Origin of the sequence: Roseobacter sp. HKCCA0434 (assembly GCF_032464675.1) — a bacterium.
In the GTDB taxonomy this organism is placed as follows: domain Bacteria; phylum Pseudomonadota; class Alphaproteobacteria; order Rhodobacterales; family Rhodobacteraceae; genus Pontivivens.
Window position 1 is genome coordinate 109,126 of the sequence record NZ_JAWDKL010000006.1, and the last position, 18,964, is coordinate 128,089.

Here is an 18,964-nt window from a genome sequence, read left to right on the forward strand (position 1 = left end):
CCGGTGGCCCTCTCTCCGGGGATATTTCGACGAAGCAGAAGGGGCGGGCGCGCCGCCCCCTCCGGCCCGGATCAGCGCAGGTCGGGGGCGACGGCCTCGCCCGCCAGCCGCTCGACGGCGGTTGCGATGTCGAGCGTCTCGGACTGTTTCTCGCCCAGGCGGCGCAGCGAGGCGGTGCGCTCCTCCACCTCGCGGCGGCCGATGGCGAGGATCGCGGGGACCTTGGCGAGGCTGTGCTCGCGCACCTTGTAGTTGATCTTCTCGTTGCGGATATCCGCCTCGGCCCGGACGCCGCGCGCGCGCAGCATCTCGACGATCTCGGCGACGAACTCGTCCGCATCCGAGACGATCGAGGCCACGACCACCTGGCGCGGGGCCAGCCAGAAGGGCAGCTTGCCCGCGTAGTTCTCGATCAGGATGCCGAGGAACCGCTCGAAGGAGCCGAGCACCGCGCGGTGCAGCATGTAGGGGCGGTGCTTGTCGCCATCCTCGCCGATGAAGGAGGCGTCGAGCCGTTCGGGCAGCTGGCTGTCCACCTGGAAGGTCCCGCATTGCCATTCGCGCCCGATCGCGTCGGTCAGCTTGAAGTCGAGCTTCGGCCCGTAGAACGCGCCCTCGCCCGGATCGACCTCGTAGGGAGCACCGATGGACTTGATCGCGGCCTCCAGCGCGCCTTCGGTCACGTCCCACTCCTCATCCGTGCCGATCCGCTGTTCGGGGCGAGTGGAGAACATGATCTTGAAGCTGTCGAAGCCGAGGTCGCGGTAGACCCGCTCCAGGAGCTTGATGAACTTGGCGCATTCCGCCTCGATCTGCGCGCCGGTGCAGAAGATGTGCGCGTCGTCCTGAACGAAGCCGCGCACACGCATCAGGCCGTGCATCGCGCCCGACGCCTCGTAGCGGTGGCAGGAGCCGAATTCGGCGAGACGCAAGGGCAGGTCGCGATAGGATTTGAGGCCCTGGTTGTAGACCTGCACGTGGCAGGGGCAGTTCATGGGCTTGAGCGCGTTGGTCCGCTTCTCGTTCGCATGTTCCTCGTCGATCTCGGTGATGAACATGTTCTCGCGGTACTTGTCCCAGTGGCCCGAGGCTTCCCACAGCTTGCGGTCCACCACCTGCGGCGTGCGGATCTCGCGGTAGCCGTCGGCGGTCTGGCGGCGGCGCATGTAATCCTCGAGCGCGCGGTAGACCGTCCAGCCGTTGGGGTGCCAGAACACCATGCCGGGCGCCTCCTCCTGCAGGTGGAAGAGGTCCATCTCCTTCGCGAGGCGGCGGTGGTCGCGCTTGGCGGCCTCCTCCAGCATCGTGAGGTGCGCCTTTAGGTCATCCTTGGTGCGGAAGGCGGTGCCGTAGATGCGCTGGAGCTGCTTGTTCTTCGCGTCGCCGCGCCAGTAGGCACCCGAGACGCGCATCAGCTTGAACGCATCCGCCGGAACCTGTCCGGTATGCACCAGATGAGGCCCGCGGCACAGGTCCTGCCACTCGCCGTGCCAGTACATGCGGATCGGCTCGCCCTCGGGGATGGCGTTGACCAGCTCGACCTTGAAGGGCTCGCCCGCCGCCTCGTAATGGGCGATGGCGCGGTCGCGGTCCCACACTTCGGTGCGGACCGGATCGCGCAGGGCGATGATGTCGCGCATCTTCTTCTCGATGGTGGCGAGGTCGTCGGGAGTGAAGGGCTCCTCCCGGTCGAAATCGTAGTACCAGCCGTTGTCGATCACCGGGCCGATGGTGACCTTCACGTCCGGCCAGATCTCCTGCACCGCGCGGGCCATGATGTGGGCGGCGTCGTGGCGGATCAGTTCGAGCGCCTGCGCCTCGTCCTTCATGGTGTGGATGGCGAGGGAGGCGTCGGCGTCGATGGGCCGCGACAGGTCGGTGAAGTGGCCGTTCACCGTGGCGGCGATGGCCTGCTTGCCGAGGGATTTGGAGATGTCGGAGGCCACCTCGGCCCCGGTGATCCCTGCCTCGTACTGCCGCTCTGCGCCATCGGGAAGGGTGATCGTGATCTGGGCCATGCGTGGGGCCTCCTCGGTTCGGCGCCTACGAGTGCGCCCGGTTGCGGATATGTCGCGCCGAGGTATGGGGGAGCCGGGGGGAGGGGTCAAGGCGATCCGGTCGGATCACCCTGAATTGTCGAAGCGCCCGTCACCGGTAGTTGGTCGAGAGGGCGCGATATTCCGTGACGTCCCCGTCCATGTCGATCGTGGTGGCGGTCGTCCAGTACCCGTAGCGATCGAGATCGCGCGCCTCGCCGGTGCGGACCGTCATCACGCGACCGGGGAGGATCACGCGGCGCTCGACCTCGAAGCCGGTTTCGGTCGGCGTGTTGATCTGGACCATCCGGTAGCTGACGTCTGGGCGGATCTCGGTATAGGTGCAGCGCCCGATGACGCGCTGGCAGTTATGCGGGCTGTAGTTCACGACCGTACCGTCGCTGAATTCGGTCCGGACGGTGTTGCCGTCCGCCGTGCGCAGCGTCCGTGTGGTGATCGGGCCGTCGGTGCCTTCGCCTTCGTGGATCACCAGCGCGTAGTGATCGCCCTGTCGTCCCAGGAGGTGATGGGTGACGATGTCTTCGTTCATCGCCACGACGATGGTGCTGCCCGCTCCCATCTCATCGAACCTGATCGCGATGTCGGAGAGGACGTCCGAATCGCCGGCTGCCTGGCCGGTCGTATCGGTGCAGGCGCCGAGGGCGAGCGTGGTGGCGAGGGCGGTCAGGATGGGGAGGCGCATGGCAGTCCGGTCTGTTGGTTTTCGGTATTTGAAGTGTGGCCGGGCGAGCGTGGACCGGTCTGTGCCGATCTACACGGACGCTTCATCCCGCTCATACACACGCAGCGTCGCGTCCTGCATCTGCTCGATGGTGAAGCGGGAGCGGATGCGGGCGCGGGCGGCGAGGCCCATATGGGCGCGGGCGCTTTCGTCTAGCGCGATCGCCTTGCCGATGGCGTCGGCCAGCGCCTCGACGTCGCCGGGGGGGTAGAGCCAGCCGGTCTCCCCGTCGGCGACGGTTTCGAGGCTGCCGCCATGCGCGGTGGCGATCACGGGGCGGCCCATCGCCTGCGCCTCGACCGCGACGCGGCCGAATGCCTCGGGATAGCGGCTGGCGGAGACGACGACCGCCGACAGCTTGTAGGCGGCCTCCATGTCCGCGCAGTGCCCGACCATGCGCACCGATCCTTCGAGCCGGGCTGCGCGGACTGCCTGTTCGAGCGTCGCGGCGAAGCCCGATCCGCTGTCGTCGCCGACGATGACGAGCTGGACGTCGAAGCCCTCGGGGTCACGGTCGCGCAGCAGCTTCATCGCGGCGATAACATCCTCGTTGCCCTTGAGCCGCGTCAGACGACCGGGAAGCAGGACGATGGGGCGCGGATCCTCGATCACGCCCCAGGCCTGGGCGAGCGAGATCGTCCGCTCGGAGGAGACGGCCTCCTCCGCGAAGGAGTGGATGTCGGCCCCCCGCGGGATCGTCACGATCCGGGTTTCGGGCACCTTGTGACGCTCGGCCACCACCTCGGCGACGTGGTTGGAGACGGCGATGACCGGATCGCCCATCGCCATGACCGAATTGTACTGCCGCTTGAGCGGGAAATCCTCGCCATAGACGCCGTGATAGGTGGTGATGAACCGGCACCCCGTCGCGCGGGCCGCGAACCATCCCGCCCAGGCTGGCGCGCGGGAGCGGGCGTGCAGGATGTCGACCTCGTGCTCGGCGATCAGCCGCGTCAGCGCGCGCGCGTTGCGGCGCATGGCGAAGGGGGATTTCGCACCGATCTCCATGCGGATCAGCTCCCCCCCGGCGCGGCGCAGCTGCGGCTCCATCCGCCCGCCGGCGGAGACGATCAGCGCGCGGTGCCCGGCGCGGGTCAGGGCACGCACGATCTCGATCGCGCCGCGTTCGACACCGCCCGATTCGAGGCGGGGAACGAGTTGCATCACGCACAGCCTGCGGGCAGGATCGCCCGCATTCTCATCGATATGGTCGGGGTGGCTCATGGAATCCTTCGAGGTGTTCGCACCGGACGCTCGGCGCAAAATCGCCTATCACCGCACAATGCCGTCCGGCGCCGGGGCCGACAAGCCCGGTGTCGTCTTCCTGGGCGGTTTCCGTTCGGACATGGGCGGGACCAAGGCGGTGGCGCTGGAGGTCTGGGCGCGCGAGACGGGGCGCGCCTTCCTGCGCTTCGACTATACGGGGCATGGCGACAGTTCGGGCGAGTTCGAGGCGGGGGCGATCGGCGACTGGGCGCGCGACGCGATGGACGCGATCGGGGCGCTGACGGAGGGGCCGCAGATCCTGGTCGGCTCCTCGATGGGCGGCTGGATCTCGCTCTTGGTGGCGCGCGAGATGCCGGAGCGGGTGGCGGCGCTGGTGGGCATCGCCGCCGCACCCGATTTCACCGAGGATTCGATGTGGGCGGGCTTCGACGACGCGCAGCGCACCGCACTGATGCAGGAGGGCAGGGTGGCCCTGCCGAGCGAGTACGATGACGGCCCCTACATCATCACCCGCCGCCTGATCGAGGAGGGGCGCGACAGCCTGGTGCTGCGCGAGCGGCTCGACCTGCCGTTCCCGGTGCGGCTGCTGCACGGCACGGCGGATGTGGACGTGGACATGTCGCGCCCGCTGAAGCTGATGGAGCACGCGACCTGCGACGACCTGCGGCTGACCTTCGTGAAGGGGGCGGATCACCGGTTCTCGACGCCGGACTGCCTGGCTCTGATCATGCGGAACGTCGAGGAACTGGGCTAGGCGGGCTGTTTCGGGGTCGGCCGCCCGGAGAGCGCGGCCCCGGCTCGAAAGAACGGGGCGGGGCGAGTGCGTCGAGTGGCGAGGCCCCAGCTCAAGGCCGGGGCGCGGTGCCGCTCAGAGCGGATGATCCTTGCCGTCCCAGGTGCGAAAGCAGCCGGTCCGGGCCATGTCGAGCGCGTCGAATTCGGCCAGCAGGCCGGCGGCGCTGTCCTCGGCGCTGATAGACGCCTCCTCTCCGCCCATGTCGGTCTGCACCCAGCCCGGATGCCAGGCCCCGACGGCGATGCCCTCCTCCTTCAGGTCCGCGGCGAGGTTGCGGGCGAGATTGGTCGCCGCCGCCTTCGACGCACGGTAGGCGTAGTGCCGGCCCTGCGCGCGCTCGCTCGACCCCAGCTGCGAGGAGATGATGGCGAGCCGCGGGGTCCCGTTCGCCTTGGCCGCCCGCAGATGCGGCACGAAGGTCCGCGCGGTGAAGAATACGCCCATCACGTTGGTCAGCAGCGTGTTTTCCCACGCGGCGGTGGTGAAGCTCTCGTCATCGAGGCTGCCGCGCCCCTCGAACACGCCCGCATTGCAGATGACGAGGTCGATGGGGCGGTTGCCGATCTCCAGCGCCAGTTGCAGCTGCCCGGCCTCGGATTTCACGTCGAGCGCGTGGCGTTCGATCCCCTCGGGCAGGTCGGCGGTGTAAGGCTCGCGCATGGTGGCGATCACGGTGTCGCCGCGCGCATGGGCCTGACGCGCCATCTCCGCGCCGATGCCCCGGCTCGCGCCGGTGATAAGGATGGTGGCCATGTCGGAATCCTTTCGAGCCGCGTGACGCGACGACGGATGTTATCGCTTTGCCTCCCGCAGGTGGGGTGCGTAGGCTCGGTTTCAAACGACAAAACGACCGGGACGGATCATGCGCTATATCGGATATGTCTTCATTCTGCTCGCGGCCCTGGTGACGGGTCTGCTGCTGCTGGGCCCGCGCGAGCCGGTGGACGGCCCGCGCCTCTTCGACGAGGCGGCGCTGACCGAGGATCTCGACACGTATCTCGCCGCGCGCGAGGGCCGGTTCGACGACATCGTGCCGGGGGTGGAAAAGCGCATCGTCTGGGCGGGGGAGCCGGGCGCGCAGACCACGCTCGCCATCGTCTATATCCACGGCTTCTCCGCCACGTCCCAAGAGATCCGGCCGGTCCCCGACGAGGTGGCCGAGGCGCTGGGCGCCAACCTCTACTACACGCGGCTCGCCGGGCACGGGCGCGGGGCGGCGGGGATGGAGGACGGATCGGTCCCCGCTTGGCGCGACGACTATGCCGAGGCGATCGCCATCGGCCGGCGCCTGGGCGAGCGGGTGATCGTCATGGGCGTCTCCACCGGCGGCACGGTCGCGGCGCTGGGCCTGTTCGACCGCGAGGTCGCGCAGGAGGAGATCGCGGGCGCGGTGATGATCTCCCCGAACTTCAAGGTCGCGAACCCCGCGGCGGGGCTGCTGACGCTGCCCTTCGCGCGCGCCTGGGTGCCGATGGTCGCGGGGGAGGAGCGCAGCTTCGAGGCGGCGAACGAGGATCACGCGCGCTATTGGACCACGACCTATTCGACGCGGGCGCTGCTGCCGATGGCGGCCTCGGTCCAGGCGGCGGGCGCGCTGCCCTTCGGCGAGACGCGGGTGCCCGCGCTGTTCCTGTTCTCCGACGACGACACGGTGGTGGACCATTCCGTCACGCGCGAGGTGGCCGAGGCCTGGGGCGGGCCGGTGACGATTGAAAATCCCGAGCTGGGAGAGGGCGACGATCCCAACGCCCATGTCATCGCGGGCGACATCCTGTCGCCGGGCCAGACCGACTGGGCCGTCGACACGATCGTGGCCTGGATCGCGACGCTGGGCCGCTAGGCCCGCGCGGTCACAGGATCAGCCCGATCACCACCATCGCGAGGCCGATGAAGGCGACGAAGACCGAGGCCATGTTGACGACGACGAGGCCGCGCAGACGCTCGGTCCGCTCCTCGGGCGTGATCTCGGCCCCGCGCATCCGGGCGGCCACGCGGATGCAATGGGCGAACCCGGCCACCCCGATCAGGGTGGTGATTGTCCCGATGATGACGAGCAGGGTCATGGGCGTCCTTTCGCTGATCCGCGCCGCCCCGATAGCGCGGGGCGCGGGGGCCGCGCAAGGGCGCTGGACGCCGTGCGGGGCGCGCCCTATGGTCCGCGCCGATCCACAAAATCGGAGAGCCCAATGGACGTGACCGACGACGACGACGCCCCGACCTCGCAATACCGCATCACCGCAGGCGAGCTGCGCTCCTTCGTCGAGCGGATGGAGCGGCTCGACGAGGAGAAGAAGGCCATCGCCGACCAGCAGAAGGAAGTGATGGCCGAGGCCAAGGGCCGCGGCTACGACATCAAGGTCCTGCGCAAGCTGATCGCCCTGCGCAAGAAGGACCCGCAGGAGATCAGCGAGGAAGAGGCGGTGCTGCAACTCTACCGCGAAGCGCTCGACATGTGATCTTGCACGCGCGTCCGGGCTGTGGCATCGGATGCGCGAGTGCCCCTATAGCTCAGCTGGTAGAGCAACTGATTTGTAATCAGTGGGTCCGCGGTTCGAGTCCGTGTGGGGGCACCATTTTCCGAACGGTCCGGCGCCGGGTCTGTGGCCCTCGACTATCGCATCCGCGCAACAGGATGGGACGGAAAGGCGGCAAGGCTTCGTGGTCCGCTTGCCCTCGATCGGGGCGGATCGCAAGATCGCGCGAACCTGTTGGAGCGACCATGCGTGAAATTACGACCACGGACGCGCTTGCCGCATTCTGTGAAGAAGCTGCCGAACATCCCTACGTCACCGTCGATACCGAGTTCCTGCGCGAGCGGACCTATTACGCGCAGCTGTGCCTGATCCAGCTCGCCTATCCGGGCGAGGGGGCCGAGAGTTCGGCCATCGTCGACGTGTTGGCGGGCGATCTGGACCTCGCGCCGCTGTTTGCGCTGATGCGCGATCCGGGTGTGGTCAAGGTGTTCCATGCCGCGCGGCAGGATCTGGAGATCTTCTGGCAGAAGTCCGGCGAGATCCCCGCGCCGCTCTTCGACACGCAGGTCGCGGCGATGGTCTGCGGCTACGGCGAGCAGGTGGGCTACGAGACGCTGGTGCGCTCGATCTGCAAGGCGGGGCTCGACAAGTCCTCCCGCTTCACCGACTGGTCGCGCCGGCCGCTGAGCGACAAGCAGAAACGCTATGCCGTGGGCGACGTGACCTATCTGCGCAAGATCTACGAGGTGCTGTCGGCGCGCATCGCCGAGCAGGGCCGCGCGCATTGGGTGGAGGAGGAGCTGGGCGTCCTCACCAATCCCGACACCTACCGCGCGGAGCCGTCGGAGGCGTGGAAGCGGCTCAAGACCCGCTCCTCCTCGCCGCGCTTCCTGGCGGTGGCCCATGCGCTTGCCGAATGGCGCGAGGCGGAGGCGCAGAGCCGCGACGTGCCGCGCAACCGACTGCTGAAGGACGATGCGCTCCTGGAGGTCGCCTCGAACCGGCCGACCTCGGTCGACGAGCTCGGCAAGTCGCGCCTGCTGCTGCGCGAGGCGCGCAAGGGCGCGACGGCGGAGGCGATCCTGAAGGTGGTGGCCGAGGCGATGGCGATCCCGGAGGCGGACTTGCCCAAGGCGCCGCCGCAAAGGGGCAACCAGCAGGCGAGCCCGGCGCTGATGGACCTTTTGAAGGTGCTCCTGAAGGCGCAGTCGGAAAAGACCGGCGTGGCGCAGAAGCTGATCGCGACGACGCCGGAGCTGGAATCCTACGTGCTCGACGGGCCCGAGGGCTCCCCGCTCTCGTCGGGCTGGCGGCACGAGATCTTCGGCTCCAAGGCCGAGGCGCTGATCGCGGGGCGCATCGCGCTCGGCGTCAACGGCAAGTCGGTGGACGTGCTGTCCGTCTGAGGGGGCCGGGGGCGATGCTCTATCTGTTCAAGGGAAGCGGGGCGTTCTCGAAAAAGTTCGACGTCAGCGCATCGCGCCCACAGGCGCGTTTCGGGTTCAACAAGCCCGGTCTCGACAAGGAGCAGATGCCAGTCCCGCCCTTCATGACGCATTGGGAGCGGTATCACACCCATTCGCCCGACCTGGCGATGTTCGATCCTGTGATTACCGTCCGGGACATCATGCTCGCGAAACTGCCCGATATCTTCCACGCGCCCTCGACCTGCGTGGTCAGCGAACGGGCGAAGGCGGTGATCCGGTCGCTCGACCCGTTTCCGCACCAGTTCTCGCCGATATCGGTGACGGCGAAGAAGAGTGGGGAGGCGGCGGCGGATCAGTTTTACCGGTTCCAGTGCAATGTGATGTTGCGGTGCCGGATGGAAGATCCGCGCGCAACACACCCAGTGAATTTCATCACTGGCGGTTTCGACCGACCCCTGACCGACATTTTTGACTGTTCAGAGATCCATGCGTATCTCCAAGACATCCCAATCTGGGTATACTTCTCTTCGGACGAAGCCCCCTTCTTCAACGAACCCACCTACCGCGCGCTGAAGGCGGCGGGCCTGACCGGCATCGACGAATTCCCGCACATGAACCCGTTTCTCAACACCGGGATGGAGACGGTGGGCCGGATCGACCCCTCCGCCGCGCCGCTGCGCCCGTCGGTCGGGATCGTCCTGCCCAACGACCTGTCGCCCGCCGAGCGGGATGCGCTCACCGAGCGCCTGATGCGCGACCCGGCCTCCGCCGCGGGCCATGTCGCGCCGATGGCGCCGGACGAAAGGCCCAAGTCCCGGCGCGGCGATATCCGCTGGTTTCGCTTCCTGAAACGCTGACGCCTCAGCCCGCGACGCCGCGCGGCACGGGGACCAGCACCGAATTGCCGGTCGTGCGCAGCTCGATCGTGTTGATCCCGGCGAGGTCCGCATCGGGGATGAAGCCCGCTGTCATGCCCTGCTGCGGCACGGCGCCCGGAACATCCTCGCGCGGGGCGAGGTTCGAGATCACGTCGAAGATCAGCACGTCGCCGCGCCGCCCCGCCGGTTTCAGCCGCGTGCGCTGCGCCACGCCGCGCATGTCGGTCGCGCGCGCGGTCAGGATGTAGCCGCCCGGACTGCGGCCCAGCGACACGTCCGAGACGGCGGCGACGCGGCTGTCCTCGCGCACGAAGACCGGCTCCGGCTCTGGCGCGCAGGCGGCGAGGGGGAGGGCTGCGAGGGTCAGCAGAACAAAGCGGCGGTCGAGCATCGGGGACGTCCTTGTCGTCGGGGGCGCAATTCGCGCGAAGATAGACAAGCCACGCGCCCCTTGCAAAGCCGCAATGACGCGCCTGTGCGAGGGGTGGACGAACGCCCGCGCGCGCCGTACATCCCCCTTCACCCCGCGACAGCGAGAGGAGCGCGCGATGGCATCGGCTGAATTCGAGGAGGTGGTGGACACCTTCGCCTTTCTCGACGATTGGGAAGACCGCTACGCCCATGTCATCGACATGGGTCGCGCGATGGACCCGCTCGACGACGCGCTCAAGACCAAGGCGACCAAGGTCGACGGCTGCGCCAGCCAGGTCTGGCTGGTGCCTGAGGTCGCGGGCGACACCATCACCTTCGACGGCGACAGCGACGCGATGATCGTGCGCGGGCTCATCGCCATCCTGCGCACGCTCTATTCCGGGCAGCGCGCCGCCGACATCCTCGCCATCGACGCACCGGCCGAGTTCGCGCGCCTCGGCCTCGACAGCCACCTCTCCGCGCAGCGCTCCAACGGCCTGCGCGCCATGATCGAGCGCGTGCGCCTCTTCGCCGCCAACGCCGCCTGAAGGATTACCCCATGACGAACCGTCTCTCCCGTCTTCTGTCCGAGCGCGACTGGCTGCTGGCCGACGGCGCCACCGGCACCAATCTGTTCAACATGGGCCTCGCCTCGGGCGACGCGCCCGAGCTGTGGAACGTGGAGGAGACCGACAAGATCCGCGCGCTCTACCAAGGCGCGGTGGATGCGGGCTCCGACATCTTCCTGACCAACTCCTTCGGCGGCAACGCCTCGCGGCTGAAGCTGCACGACGCGCAGGACCGGGTGGGCGAGCTGAACCGCGCCGCCGCCGAGATCGCGCGCGAGGTCGCCGATGCCAGCGGGCGCGACATCGTCGTCGCGGGTTCCGTCGGCCCGACCGGCGAGTTGCTGGAACCCGTGGGCACGCTGACCCATGCGGGCGCCGTCGAGATGTTCGAGGAGGCGGGCGCCGCGCTGCTCGAAGGCGGCGCGGACGTGCTGTGGGTCGAGACGATTTCCTCGCAGGAGGAGATGGAAGCCGCCGCCGATGCCTTCGCGCGCCTGGACGCGCCCTGGTGCGGCACGATGAGCTTCGACACCGCGGGGCGAACCATGATGGGCGTGACTTCCACCGGGCTCGCGGGGATCATGACCGGCTTCGAGCACGCCCCGCTCGCTTTCGGGGCGAATTGCGGGGTGGGGGCGTCGGACCTGCTGCGCACCATGCTGGGCATGGCGGAGGTCACGGGGGCCACGCCGCTGATCGCCAAGGGCAATGCGGGCATCCCGAAATACCATGACGGCCACATCCACTATGACGGCACGCCCGAGCTGATGGCCGATTACGCAGTGCTCGCCCGCGATTGCGGCGCGAAGATCATCGGCGGCTGCTGCGGCACGATGCCGGAGCATCTGCGCGCGATGCGCGCGGCGCTGGAGGCGACGCCCCCCGGCCCGCGCCCGACGCTGGAGACCATCGAGGCGCGGCTCGGCGGCTTCTCCTCGGCCAGCGACGGGGTCAGCGGCGACACGCCAGAGGCGCCCAAGCGCGAACGCCGCCGCCGCCGCGCCTGAGCGGCGCGGATCGCGCGCCGGTCGGACCGGCACGCCTGCGGCAGGCCGGTCGACCGAGTATTTGCGCCAATCCGAAGCCCCGCATGTCGCACGACGTGCGGGCAATGTCGGGATTGACGGCTTTCGCGGTGACGCAGCGTCTTATATGCAGGAAAACAGCGCGCGCATCGCGCGAAGGAAAGGGCCAAGATCATGTCCGACGACGAGCAGGATATCGTACTCTCCGAACTGAACGACGAGGAGCTCGTCCTTCAGATGCATGACGATCTCTACGACGGGCTCAAGGACGAGATCGTCGAGGGCGTCGAGATCCTGCTGGAGCGCGGCTGGACCCCCTACGACATCCTGACCAAGGCGCTGGTCGAGGGGATGCGCATCGTCGGTATCGATTTCCGCGACGGCATCCTCTTCGTGCCGGAGGTGCTGCTGGCGGCCAATTCGATGAAGGCCGGCATGGCGCTGCTGAAGCCGCTGCTGGTCGAGACCGGCGCGCCGCGCCTGGGCCGCATGGTGATCGGCACCGTGAAGGGCGATATCCACGACATCGGCAAGAACCTCGTCTCGATGATGATGGAGGGCGCGGGTTTCGAGGTCACGGATCTGGGCATCAACAACGCGGTCGAGGCCTATATCGAGGCGCTGGCCGAGCATCAGCCCGACATCCTGGGCATGTCCGCGCTGCTGACCACCACCATGCCCTACATGAAGGTCGTCATCGACACGATGAAGGAGCAGGGCATCCGCGACGACTACATCGTCCTCGTGGGCGGCGCGCCGCTGAACGAGGAGTTCGGCAAGGCGATCGGCGCCGACGCCTATTGCCGCGATGCCGCCGTGGCGGTGGAGACGGCCAAGGACTTCATGTCGCGCAAGCACAACCAGCTCTCCGCCTGACGCTTGCACCGGGCGTCCGCCCTCCCGATATTGAGCGGGAAGGAGGACGCCCATGCCACTCGACCGTTTCGTCCTGATCCTCGTCGCCGTGATGGCCGCCGCCGGGCTGACCGTCTGGCTCGGCGTGATGCTGAGTGCTGCGGCGGAGGTGCCCGCGCTGCTGGTCCTGCTGCTGCCGGTGCTGGGGGCCGGGGCCTATATCGCCATCCGCGTGATCCGAGACCGCGTGACCAGCGAGGAGGACGCCCATTATGACCGCATCGAACGCTGACCTGCCCGTGATGACCACCGAGACCGTGCCGGGGCGCGAAGTGGTCGCGGCACTTGGCCTCGTGCGCGGCTCGACCGTGCGGGCGAAGCATGTCGGGTCCGACATCGTCGCCTCGCTTCGTAATCTGGTGGGTGGGGAACTGCGAGAATACCAGCAGCTTCTCGCCGCGAGCCGGGAGCAGGCGCTCGACCGGATGGTGGCCGACGCCGTGGCGCTGGGGGCGGATGCGGTGATCGGCGTGCGGATGCAGACCTCGACCATCACGCAGAACGCCTCCGAGGTGGTGTTCTACGGCACGGCGGTGAAGCTGGCGTGAGACGGGGCCGTGCCGCACGGCAGGGGCTGCGCGCCGCAGCGCCCGCGACCGGGGCTCTGCCGGATACGGACACGCTGACCACGCGCGGCTGGCGGGGCGGGGAGGGGCGGGTGGCGCTGATCGCCTGCGGTGCGCTGGCGCGGGAGATCCTGGCCGTGAACCGTGCGAACGGCGCGGATCATTTCGCGCTGCGTTGCCTTCCGGCCATCCTGCACAACCATCCCGACCGCATCACGCCCGCCGTCGCGGCGGAGGTTTCGGCTGCCCGCGCCGCGGGTTACGAAACGATCTTCGTCCTTTATGCCGATTGCGGCACCGGCGGCACGCTCGCCCGCTACTGCGCCAAGGAAGGCATCGAGATGCTGCCCGGCCCGCATTGCTATGCCTTCTTCGAGGGGATCGACAGCTTCGCCGCGCGCGAGGAGGCGACGGCCTTTTACCTGACCGACTTCCTCGCCCGCCAGTTCGATGCCTTCGTGACCGAACCGCTGGGCCTCGACCGGCACCCGGAGCTGCGCGAGAGCTATTTCGGCAATTACGACACGCTGGTCTATCTGGCACAGACCGACGACCCCACGCTCACGAAAAAGGCCGAGGAGGCGGCGCGCACCCTCGGCCTCGAATTCGAGCGGCGCTTCACCGGCTATGGTGATCTGGCCGCCGCCCTTTCATCTTCCCGGTAAATACGCGCCTCTCAGCGCCAGAACCGCTCGCCCACCTCTTCGGGCAGGTTGCCATACATGTCCGCGACCTGTTCGGCGTAGCCGTTGTAGAGCAGGGTGGGGATCTTCTCCTCCGCGCCCAGCGGCAACTCTTCCGCCTGGCTCCAGCGCGGGTGATCGACCTCGGGGTTCACGTTGGCCCAGAAGCCATATTCGGCATCGGCGAGCTCTTCCCAGAAGCTCAGCGGGCGCTCGTCGGTGAACTCGATCCGGTCGATCGACTTGATGGACTTGAAGCCGTATTTCCACGGCGTGTGCAGGCGCATCGGTGCGCCGAACTGCTTGTGCAGCTCCTTGCCATAGGCGCCCGTGACCATGAAGGACAGCTCGTTCATCGCCTCGTCCATCGTCAGCCCCTCGGTATAGGGCCAGGGCCACCAGGCGGCGCGCTGCTCGGTCGCGACATCGGGGTCGAGGAAGGTCTGCATCTTGATGTATTTCGCCGAGGAGAGCGGCTTTGCGATCTTCACCAGCTCGGACAGGGGGAAGCCGGTCCAGGGCACGACCATCGACCAGGCCTCGACGCAGCGGTGGCGGACGATCCGCTCCTCCATCTGCATCCGGCCCATCAGGTCCTCGAAGCCGATCTCGAACTCCTCCTCGACCATGCCGCCGATCTTGATGGTCCAGCCGTTCACGTCGAGGCGCTGCGCCTCCTGGCTGATCCGCTTGGAGGAACCGAACTCGTAGAAGTTGTTGTAGGTCGAGCTCAGCTCCTCCGACGTGAGCTCGCGGCCCGCATCGGCATAGGCGGGGTTCATCGCGGCCTCCAGCGGCGAGACCCCGGCCTCCGCCCGTCCGCGCCCCGGCAGGGCGAGCAGCCCGGCCCCCAGGCCCATGCCAGCGAGGACCTTGCGCCGGTTGAGGAAAAGGTGTTCCGACGTGACGGCGGCCTCGGGCAGCGCCCAGCTCGGTCGGCGTTGATAGTGCATGAAAAGATCCTTTCGCGCGCTTGTGCTTGCCGTTTGACTATCAGGTAGAACGGGATGCGCTTAATCAAAGTTGCTTGAGTGCGGCGAATGGCCTACCTCGCGAGGAGATGAGCGAGACGGCCCCATATCCCGGCGTGGCCCGCCTGCGCGCGCTGTCGCGCACGCAGCTGGTGCTGGCCGCGCTGGCGCTGGTGGTGGGTTTCGTCGCGCTGTGGATCAGCTGGATCGTGCTGACGGACCGATTCATGTCGTCGCTGTCGAACCGGGCCGCGGTGCGCTCCACGCTCTATGCCAACGCGATCGAGGCGGAGCTCGACAAGTATACCGTCGCCTCCGCGCTGCTGGCGCAGGACCGGCTGCTGCTCTCAGCGCTGACCGGCGCGACCACCGAGCAGACGCGCCTGACCTTGGGCGGGGTGCAATCGACCACCGGCGCGCTGAGCCTGTCGCTCTATACCGCGGCGGGCTCGATGGTGGCCGACACGCAGACGACGCCCGGTGCGATCAACCATGCCGCCGCCCCCTATTTCCAGCTGGCGCTGGAGCAGGACATCTCCGTCTTCGCGACCGTGGCCGTGTCCGAGACCGAGCAGCGCTTCTTCTTCGCCCGGCGGTTGCAGCAAAGCGGCACGATCCTGGGCGTCGTGGTGCTGGAGGTGGACCTCGCGGGCCTGCAGACGCGCTGGGTGGGCGGGGCCGACCAGGTCTTCGTCACCAATGCCGAGGATCTGATCCTCCTGTCCTCGCGCGCGGACTGGCGCTACCGATCGCTGTCGCCCTTCCTCGATCCGCTCTCGGCCGAGGGCGCGGGGCGCTTCGCGATCCTGCCGATGCTCAATCTCGACCCCGAGGGGGCCGGGCCGAAAGTCGCGATCGAGGGCGAGGAGTTCCTGCGCATCGACCGCGCCGTGGATTTCCGCGGCTGGCGGGTGACCTATCTCGCCCCCGTCAGCGAGGCGCGCGAGCGGGTGTCGGCTGTCGTGGCGCTGGAGCTGATGGGCATGTCCCTGCTGGTGGCGCTGGGGTTCTACATCATCTCCCGCCGCGCGGCGAAGCAGAGCCTGCGCCTGCAGCGCGAGTCGGAGGAGCTGCGCGCGCTCAACGCCCGGCTGGGATCGGAGATCGAGGAACGCCTGCGCGTCGAGCAATCCTTGCAGGAGGCCGAAAGTTCGCTGGAGCAATCCTCCCGCCTCGCGGCTCTCGGGCAGATGTCGGCGGCGGTCAGTCACGAGCTGAACCAACCGCTCGCCGCGATGCGCACCTATATCGCGGGCGCGCAACTGCTGATGAAGCGCCACCGGACCGAGGAGGCGCTGACGTCCTTTGCCCGGATCGAGGACCTGATCACCCGCATGGGCACGATCACGAACCAGCTCAAGACCTTTGCGCGCAAGGGGACGGCGGAGTTCGCCACGGTGGATATGCGCGACAGCGTGACGGCGGCGCTCGCCATGATGGCGCCCCAGATCGGGCAGAGCCGCATCGAGATCGTGCGCCGCCTGCCCGACGCCCCGGTCTTGGTGGAGGCGGAGCCGACGCGCCTCGAACAGGTGCTGGTCAACCTTCTGCGCAACGCGGTGGACGCGATGCGCGCCGTGCCCGAGCCCGTCATCACCATCGAGATGTTCGCGGGCCCCCAGCTCGCCCGCCTGCAGGTGCGCGATACCGGGCCGGGATTGCCGCCCAACACTGGTCAGATCTTCGAGCCGTTCTACACCACAAAGGCACCCGGTGAGGGCGTGGGGCTGGGCCTCGCGATCTCCGCCGGGATCATCCGCGATTTCGGCGGCACGCTGACCGCGCGCAACAGCGCGGAGGGCGGCGCGATCTTCGAGGTGAGCCTGCCGCTATTCCACGAACCGGATCACGGAGATCCCGAGCCATGACCGACCAGACCGACGCGCTGCCCGTCACCATCATCGACGACGAGGAGGACATGCGCGCCTCCATCGCCCAGTTCCTCGACCTGTCGGGCTTCGCCCCGCAGAGCTTCGAGGAGGCCGCGCCCGCGCTCGACGCGATCGACGAGGATTACCCCGGCGTGGTGATATCGGACGTGCGGATGCCGGGGATGGACGGGCTGGAGCTGTTGGCCGAGTTGCAGCGCAAGGATCGCGACCTGCCGGTCATCATGATCACCGGCCATGGCGACGTCGCGATGGCGGTCGAGGCGATGCGCGCAGGGGCCTACGACTTCATCGAAAAGCCCTTCGATCCCGAACGCCTGTCCGATCTGGTACGCCGCGCCGCGACCCAGCGGCGGCTGACCATCGACAACCGGCTGCTGCGCCGCGAACTGGCCGACGGCACGGTCCTGTTGCGCCGGATCATGGGCGACAGCCCGGCGGTGGAGCGGTTGCGCGCGACGATCATGGACTACGCCCATGCCGACGCGCCGGTGATGATCAAGGGCGAGCGCGGCTCGGGCCGCAGCCTCGCCGCGCGCGCGCTGCACGCCGCGGGGCCGCAGGCCGGTCACCCGTTCCTGACGCTCAACTGCGCGGCGGAGCCCGCCAGCCATATCGAGGAGCGCGTGTTCTCCCCCGACCGCTCGGGCAACCCGCCGCTGCTGATCGCGGCGGGGCAGGGCATGGTGGTGTTCGAGAACGTCTCGGCGCTGCCCGCCCGCCTGCAGACCCGGCTCGGCCAGACGCTGAGCGACGGCAAGATGTCCGACGGCGCGCCGATCCGCTGCCGCATTGCGACCATCGCCGACGAAAAGGTGGGCGAGGAGGTCGCCTCCGGCCAGTTCTCGCCGGGCCTCTTCTACGTGCTGTCGGCGCTGGAGATCGTGACCCCGCCGCTGCGCGAGATGGGGCAGGACGTGCTCAAGCTGTTCGAGCATTACGTGGACCGCTTCGCGCAGGACTACGACACCCCGCGCCCCGACATGTCGGCCGAGGATGCGGCGAGCCTGCTGGCCCATGACTGGCCGGGCAACCAGCGCCAGCTCATCAACATCGCCGAACGCTTCGTGCTGCGCGCGCGGCAGGGCACGCCGACCGTGCGTGTCGTGCTGGGAGAGGAACCGGCCCCCGAGCCGAGTGACGCCCGCGCGGCGGAGAGCGGCGCCCGCCCGCTCAAGGATCATGTCGAGGCCTTCGAGCGCCTGCAGATCGAGGCCGCGCTGCGCCGCCATCACGGCGCCATCGCCCCGGTGATGGAGGAGCTGGCCCTGCCGCGCCGGACGCTGAACGAGAAGATGGCGAAATACGGCATCAGCCGCACCGATTTCGTGTGAGCCGCGCGCCCGCGCGTCCGATGCGCTTGCACGCGCGTCGCGCCGGGCGTAGCCCTGTGATCGCCCCCTGACAGGAGTTCGCCCATGCCCCCCCTCGCCGATCTGATCCCGCTCGCCCTGCTGCTGCTGGCCACCGGCGCCTTCGCCGGCGTCGTCGCGGGCCTCTTGGGCGTGGGCGGCGGCATCGTGCTGGTGCCGGTCTTCTACTACGTGTTCTCCCTCGCGGGTTACGAGAGCGCCGAGCTGATGCGGGTCTGCCTGGCCACCTCGCTCGCCACGATCATCGTGACCTCGGCCCGCTCGGTCGCCTCGCACAACCGCAAGGGCGCGGTGGAGTGGGACATCCTCAAGCGCTGGGGACCGGGCATCGCGCTCGGCGCTCTGGTCGGCGTCTGGGCGGTGGGGGAGCTGGAGAGCGCGACGCTCCAGATCATCTTCGGCGTGCTGGGCTGCGTGATCGCCGCCTATTTCGCCTTCGGCAAGTCCGACTGGACGCTGGCGCAGGCGCTGCCGACCGGCGCCTTGCGCGCGGTTATGAGCGCGGGGATCGGCCTCGTCTCGGTGTTGATGGGCATCGGCGGCGGCTCGCTGGGCGTGCCGCTGATGACGCTGTCGAACGTGCCGATCCACCGCGCGGTGGCGACGGCGGCGGGCTTCGGCATCCTGATCGCGGTGCCGTCGGTGCTGGGCTTCCTCGTGCTCAGCCCCGAGGCCGCGCCGCCGCTGACACTGGGCTACGTGAACATCCCCGCCTTCCTGATCGTCATCGCCATGACGCTGATCACCGCGCCGTGGGGCGCGAAGCTCGCCCACGCGCTGCCGGTGCGGCCCCTGCGGCTGATCTTCGCGGTGTTCATCCTGATCATGGCGCTCAACATGCTGCGCGCCGGTCTTGGCGGCTGATCGCGGCTGGCGGCGCGTCGAGGGACCGGCGCTCGCCGCCTGGGCGCGGGCCGTGGCGCCGCAAGCGCGAGCACGATGGGATTCATCGCAGGCATCCTCCCCTATGGTCGGACGGAGC

Annotated in this window: 21 protein-coding genes and 1 tRNA gene; 15 read left to right on the forward strand and 7 right to left on the reverse strand. The window is 68.5% G+C overall.

Annotated features, from left to right (window positions below):
* Window positions 1-71: 71 nt before the first annotated feature.
* The 3 genes from thrS to RX333_RS05985 all read right to left on the reverse strand — a co-directional run bounded on the left by thrS (window position 72) and on the right by RX333_RS05985 (window position 4,002).
* Window positions 72-2,018 (reverse strand): threonine--tRNA ligase, encoded by a 1,947-nt coding sequence (gene thrS, locus RX333_RS05975; RefSeq protein ID WP_316014010.1) that lies wholly within the window; start codon window positions 2,016-2,018, stop codon window positions 72-74.
* Window positions 2,019-2,148: 130 nt separating this feature from the next.
* Complete coding sequence (locus RX333_RS05980; RefSeq protein ID WP_316014011.1) at window positions 2,149-2,739, reverse strand: hypothetical protein; 591 nt, start codon at window positions 2,737-2,739, stop codon at window positions 2,149-2,151.
* A 69-nt stretch (window positions 2,740-2,808) separates the two neighbouring features.
* Window positions 2,809-4,002 carry a glycosyltransferase family 4 protein gene (locus tag RX333_RS05985; protein WP_316014012.1) on the reverse strand — a complete coding sequence of 398 codons (1,194 nt, stop codon included), beginning with the start codon at window positions 4,000-4,002 and terminating at the stop codon, window positions 2,809-2,811.
* Window positions 4,003-4,060: 58 nt separating this feature from the next.
* On the opposite strand from RX333_RS05985, the gene RX333_RS05990 reads away from it, so the two are divergent.
* On the forward strand, window positions 4,061-4,759 hold the full coding sequence (locus tag RX333_RS05990; protein ID WP_316014013.1) for an alpha/beta hydrolase: 699 nt from the start codon (window positions 4,061-4,063) through the stop codon (window positions 4,757-4,759).
* A gap of 114 nt (window positions 4,760-4,873) precedes the next feature.
* Here the strand turns inward: RX333_RS05990 and RX333_RS05995 are convergent, their stop codons facing one another.
* Window positions 4,874-5,554 carry an SDR family oxidoreductase gene (locus tag RX333_RS05995; protein WP_316014014.1) on the reverse strand — a complete coding sequence of 227 codons (681 nt, stop codon included), beginning with the start codon at window positions 5,552-5,554 and terminating at the stop codon, window positions 4,874-4,876.
* Between the two features lie 109 nt (window positions 5,555-5,663).
* Here RX333_RS05995 and RX333_RS06000 point away from each other — a divergent pair, with 109 nt between their 5' ends.
* On the forward strand, window positions 5,664-6,641 hold the full coding sequence (locus RX333_RS06000; RefSeq protein WP_316014015.1) for an alpha/beta hydrolase: 978 nt from the start codon (window positions 5,664-5,666) through the stop codon (window positions 6,639-6,641).
* A gap of 10 nt (window positions 6,642-6,651) precedes the next feature.
* Here RX333_RS06000 and RX333_RS06005 read toward each other — a convergent pair whose 3' ends face one another.
* Window positions 6,652-6,864 (reverse strand): hypothetical protein, encoded by a 213-nt coding sequence (locus RX333_RS06005; RefSeq protein ID WP_316014016.1) that lies wholly within the window; start codon window positions 6,862-6,864, stop codon window positions 6,652-6,654.
* 123 nt (window positions 6,865-6,987) lie between these two features.
* Between RX333_RS06005 and RX333_RS06010 the strand changes: the two genes are divergently transcribed.
* From RX333_RS06010 to RX333_RS06025, 4 genes are all read left to right on the forward strand, one after another.
* Window positions 6,988-7,257 (forward strand): DUF2312 domain-containing protein, encoded by a 270-nt coding sequence (locus RX333_RS06010; RefSeq protein WP_316014017.1) that lies wholly within the window; start codon window positions 6,988-6,990, stop codon window positions 7,255-7,257.
* 41 nt (window positions 7,258-7,298) lie between these two features.
* A tRNA-Thr gene (locus tag RX333_RS06015) sits at window positions 7,299-7,374 on the forward strand.
* A 146-nt stretch (window positions 7,375-7,520) separates the two neighbouring features.
* Window positions 7,521-8,681 (forward strand): ribonuclease D, encoded by a 1,161-nt coding sequence (gene rnd / locus RX333_RS06020; RefSeq protein ID WP_316014018.1) that lies wholly within the window; start codon window positions 7,521-7,523, stop codon window positions 8,679-8,681.
* Between the two features lie 14 nt (window positions 8,682-8,695).
* On the forward strand, window positions 8,696-9,559 hold the full coding sequence (locus RX333_RS06025) for an imm11 family protein (protein WP_316014019.1): 864 nt from the start codon (window positions 8,696-8,698) through the stop codon (window positions 9,557-9,559).
* A gap of 4 nt (window positions 9,560-9,563) precedes the next feature.
* Here the strand turns inward: RX333_RS06025 and RX333_RS06030 are convergent, their stop codons facing one another.
* Entirely contained in the window at window positions 9,564-9,971 is a 408-nt protein-coding gene (locus tag RX333_RS06030) for a hypothetical protein (RefSeq protein WP_316014020.1), read from the reverse strand.
* Between the two features lie 157 nt (window positions 9,972-10,128).
* Here RX333_RS06030 and RX333_RS06035 point away from each other — a divergent pair, with 157 nt between their 5' ends.
* The 6 genes from RX333_RS06035 (at window position 10,129) to RX333_RS06060 (ending at window position 13,731) form a co-directional block, all read left to right on the forward strand.
* Window positions 10,129-10,539, forward strand: a complete 411-nt coding sequence (locus RX333_RS06035) for a SufE family protein (protein WP_316014021.1) — start codon at window positions 10,129-10,131, stop codon at window positions 10,537-10,539.
* A gap of 11 nt (window positions 10,540-10,550) precedes the next feature.
* Window positions 10,551-11,567: a betaine--homocysteine S-methyltransferase gene (gene bmt, locus RX333_RS06040; protein WP_316014022.1), complete on the forward strand. Its 1,017-nt coding sequence runs from the start codon at window positions 10,551-10,553 to the stop codon at window positions 11,565-11,567.
* A gap of 192 nt (window positions 11,568-11,759) precedes the next feature.
* Window positions 11,760-12,461 carry a B12-binding domain-containing protein gene (locus RX333_RS06045; RefSeq protein WP_316014023.1) on the forward strand — a complete coding sequence of 234 codons (702 nt, stop codon included), beginning with the start codon at window positions 11,760-11,762 and terminating at the stop codon, window positions 12,459-12,461.
* Between the two features lie 52 nt (window positions 12,462-12,513).
* A complete protein-coding gene (locus tag RX333_RS06050) occupies window positions 12,514-12,732 on the forward strand; it encodes a hypothetical protein (protein ID WP_316014024.1) in 219 nt (72 codons plus the stop codon).
* Window positions 12,713-13,048 carry a YbjQ family protein gene (locus RX333_RS06055; RefSeq protein WP_316014025.1) on the forward strand — a complete coding sequence of 112 codons (336 nt, stop codon included), beginning with the start codon at window positions 12,713-12,715 and terminating at the stop codon, window positions 13,046-13,048. Before RX333_RS06050 ends, RX333_RS06055 begins: the two co-directional genes overlap by 20 nt.
* A gap of 56 nt (window positions 13,049-13,104) precedes the next feature.
* Window positions 13,105-13,731: a DUF1638 domain-containing protein gene (locus RX333_RS06060; RefSeq protein ID WP_316014033.1), complete on the forward strand. Its 627-nt coding sequence runs from the start codon at window positions 13,105-13,107 to the stop codon at window positions 13,729-13,731.
* Window positions 13,732-13,742: 11 nt separating this feature from the next.
* Here the strand turns inward: RX333_RS06060 and msrP are convergent, their stop codons facing one another.
* On the reverse strand, window positions 13,743-14,702 hold the full coding sequence (gene msrP, locus RX333_RS06065) for a protein-methionine-sulfoxide reductase catalytic subunit MsrP (protein WP_316014026.1): 960 nt from the start codon (window positions 14,700-14,702) through the stop codon (window positions 13,743-13,745).
* 107 nt (window positions 14,703-14,809) lie between these two features.
* On the opposite strand from msrP, the gene RX333_RS06070 reads away from it, so the two are divergent.
* From RX333_RS06070 to RX333_RS06080, 3 genes are all read left to right on the forward strand, one after another.
* The gene (locus RX333_RS06070) at window positions 14,810-16,588 is read left to right on the forward strand and encodes an ATP-binding protein (protein WP_316014027.1); all 1,779 of its coding nucleotides are present in this window, start codon (window positions 14,810-14,812) and stop codon (window positions 16,586-16,588) included.
* A complete protein-coding gene (locus RX333_RS06075) occupies window positions 16,585-17,943 on the forward strand; it encodes a sigma-54 dependent transcriptional regulator (RefSeq protein ID WP_316014028.1) in 1,359 nt (452 codons plus the stop codon). The genes RX333_RS06070 and RX333_RS06075 overlap by 4 nt, the downstream gene beginning before the upstream one ends.
* A gap of 84 nt (window positions 17,944-18,027) precedes the next feature.
* Window positions 18,028-18,846: a sulfite exporter TauE/SafE family protein gene (locus RX333_RS06080; RefSeq protein WP_316014029.1), complete on the forward strand. Its 819-nt coding sequence runs from the start codon at window positions 18,028-18,030 to the stop codon at window positions 18,844-18,846.
* Window positions 18,847-18,964: the final 118 nt, after the last annotated feature.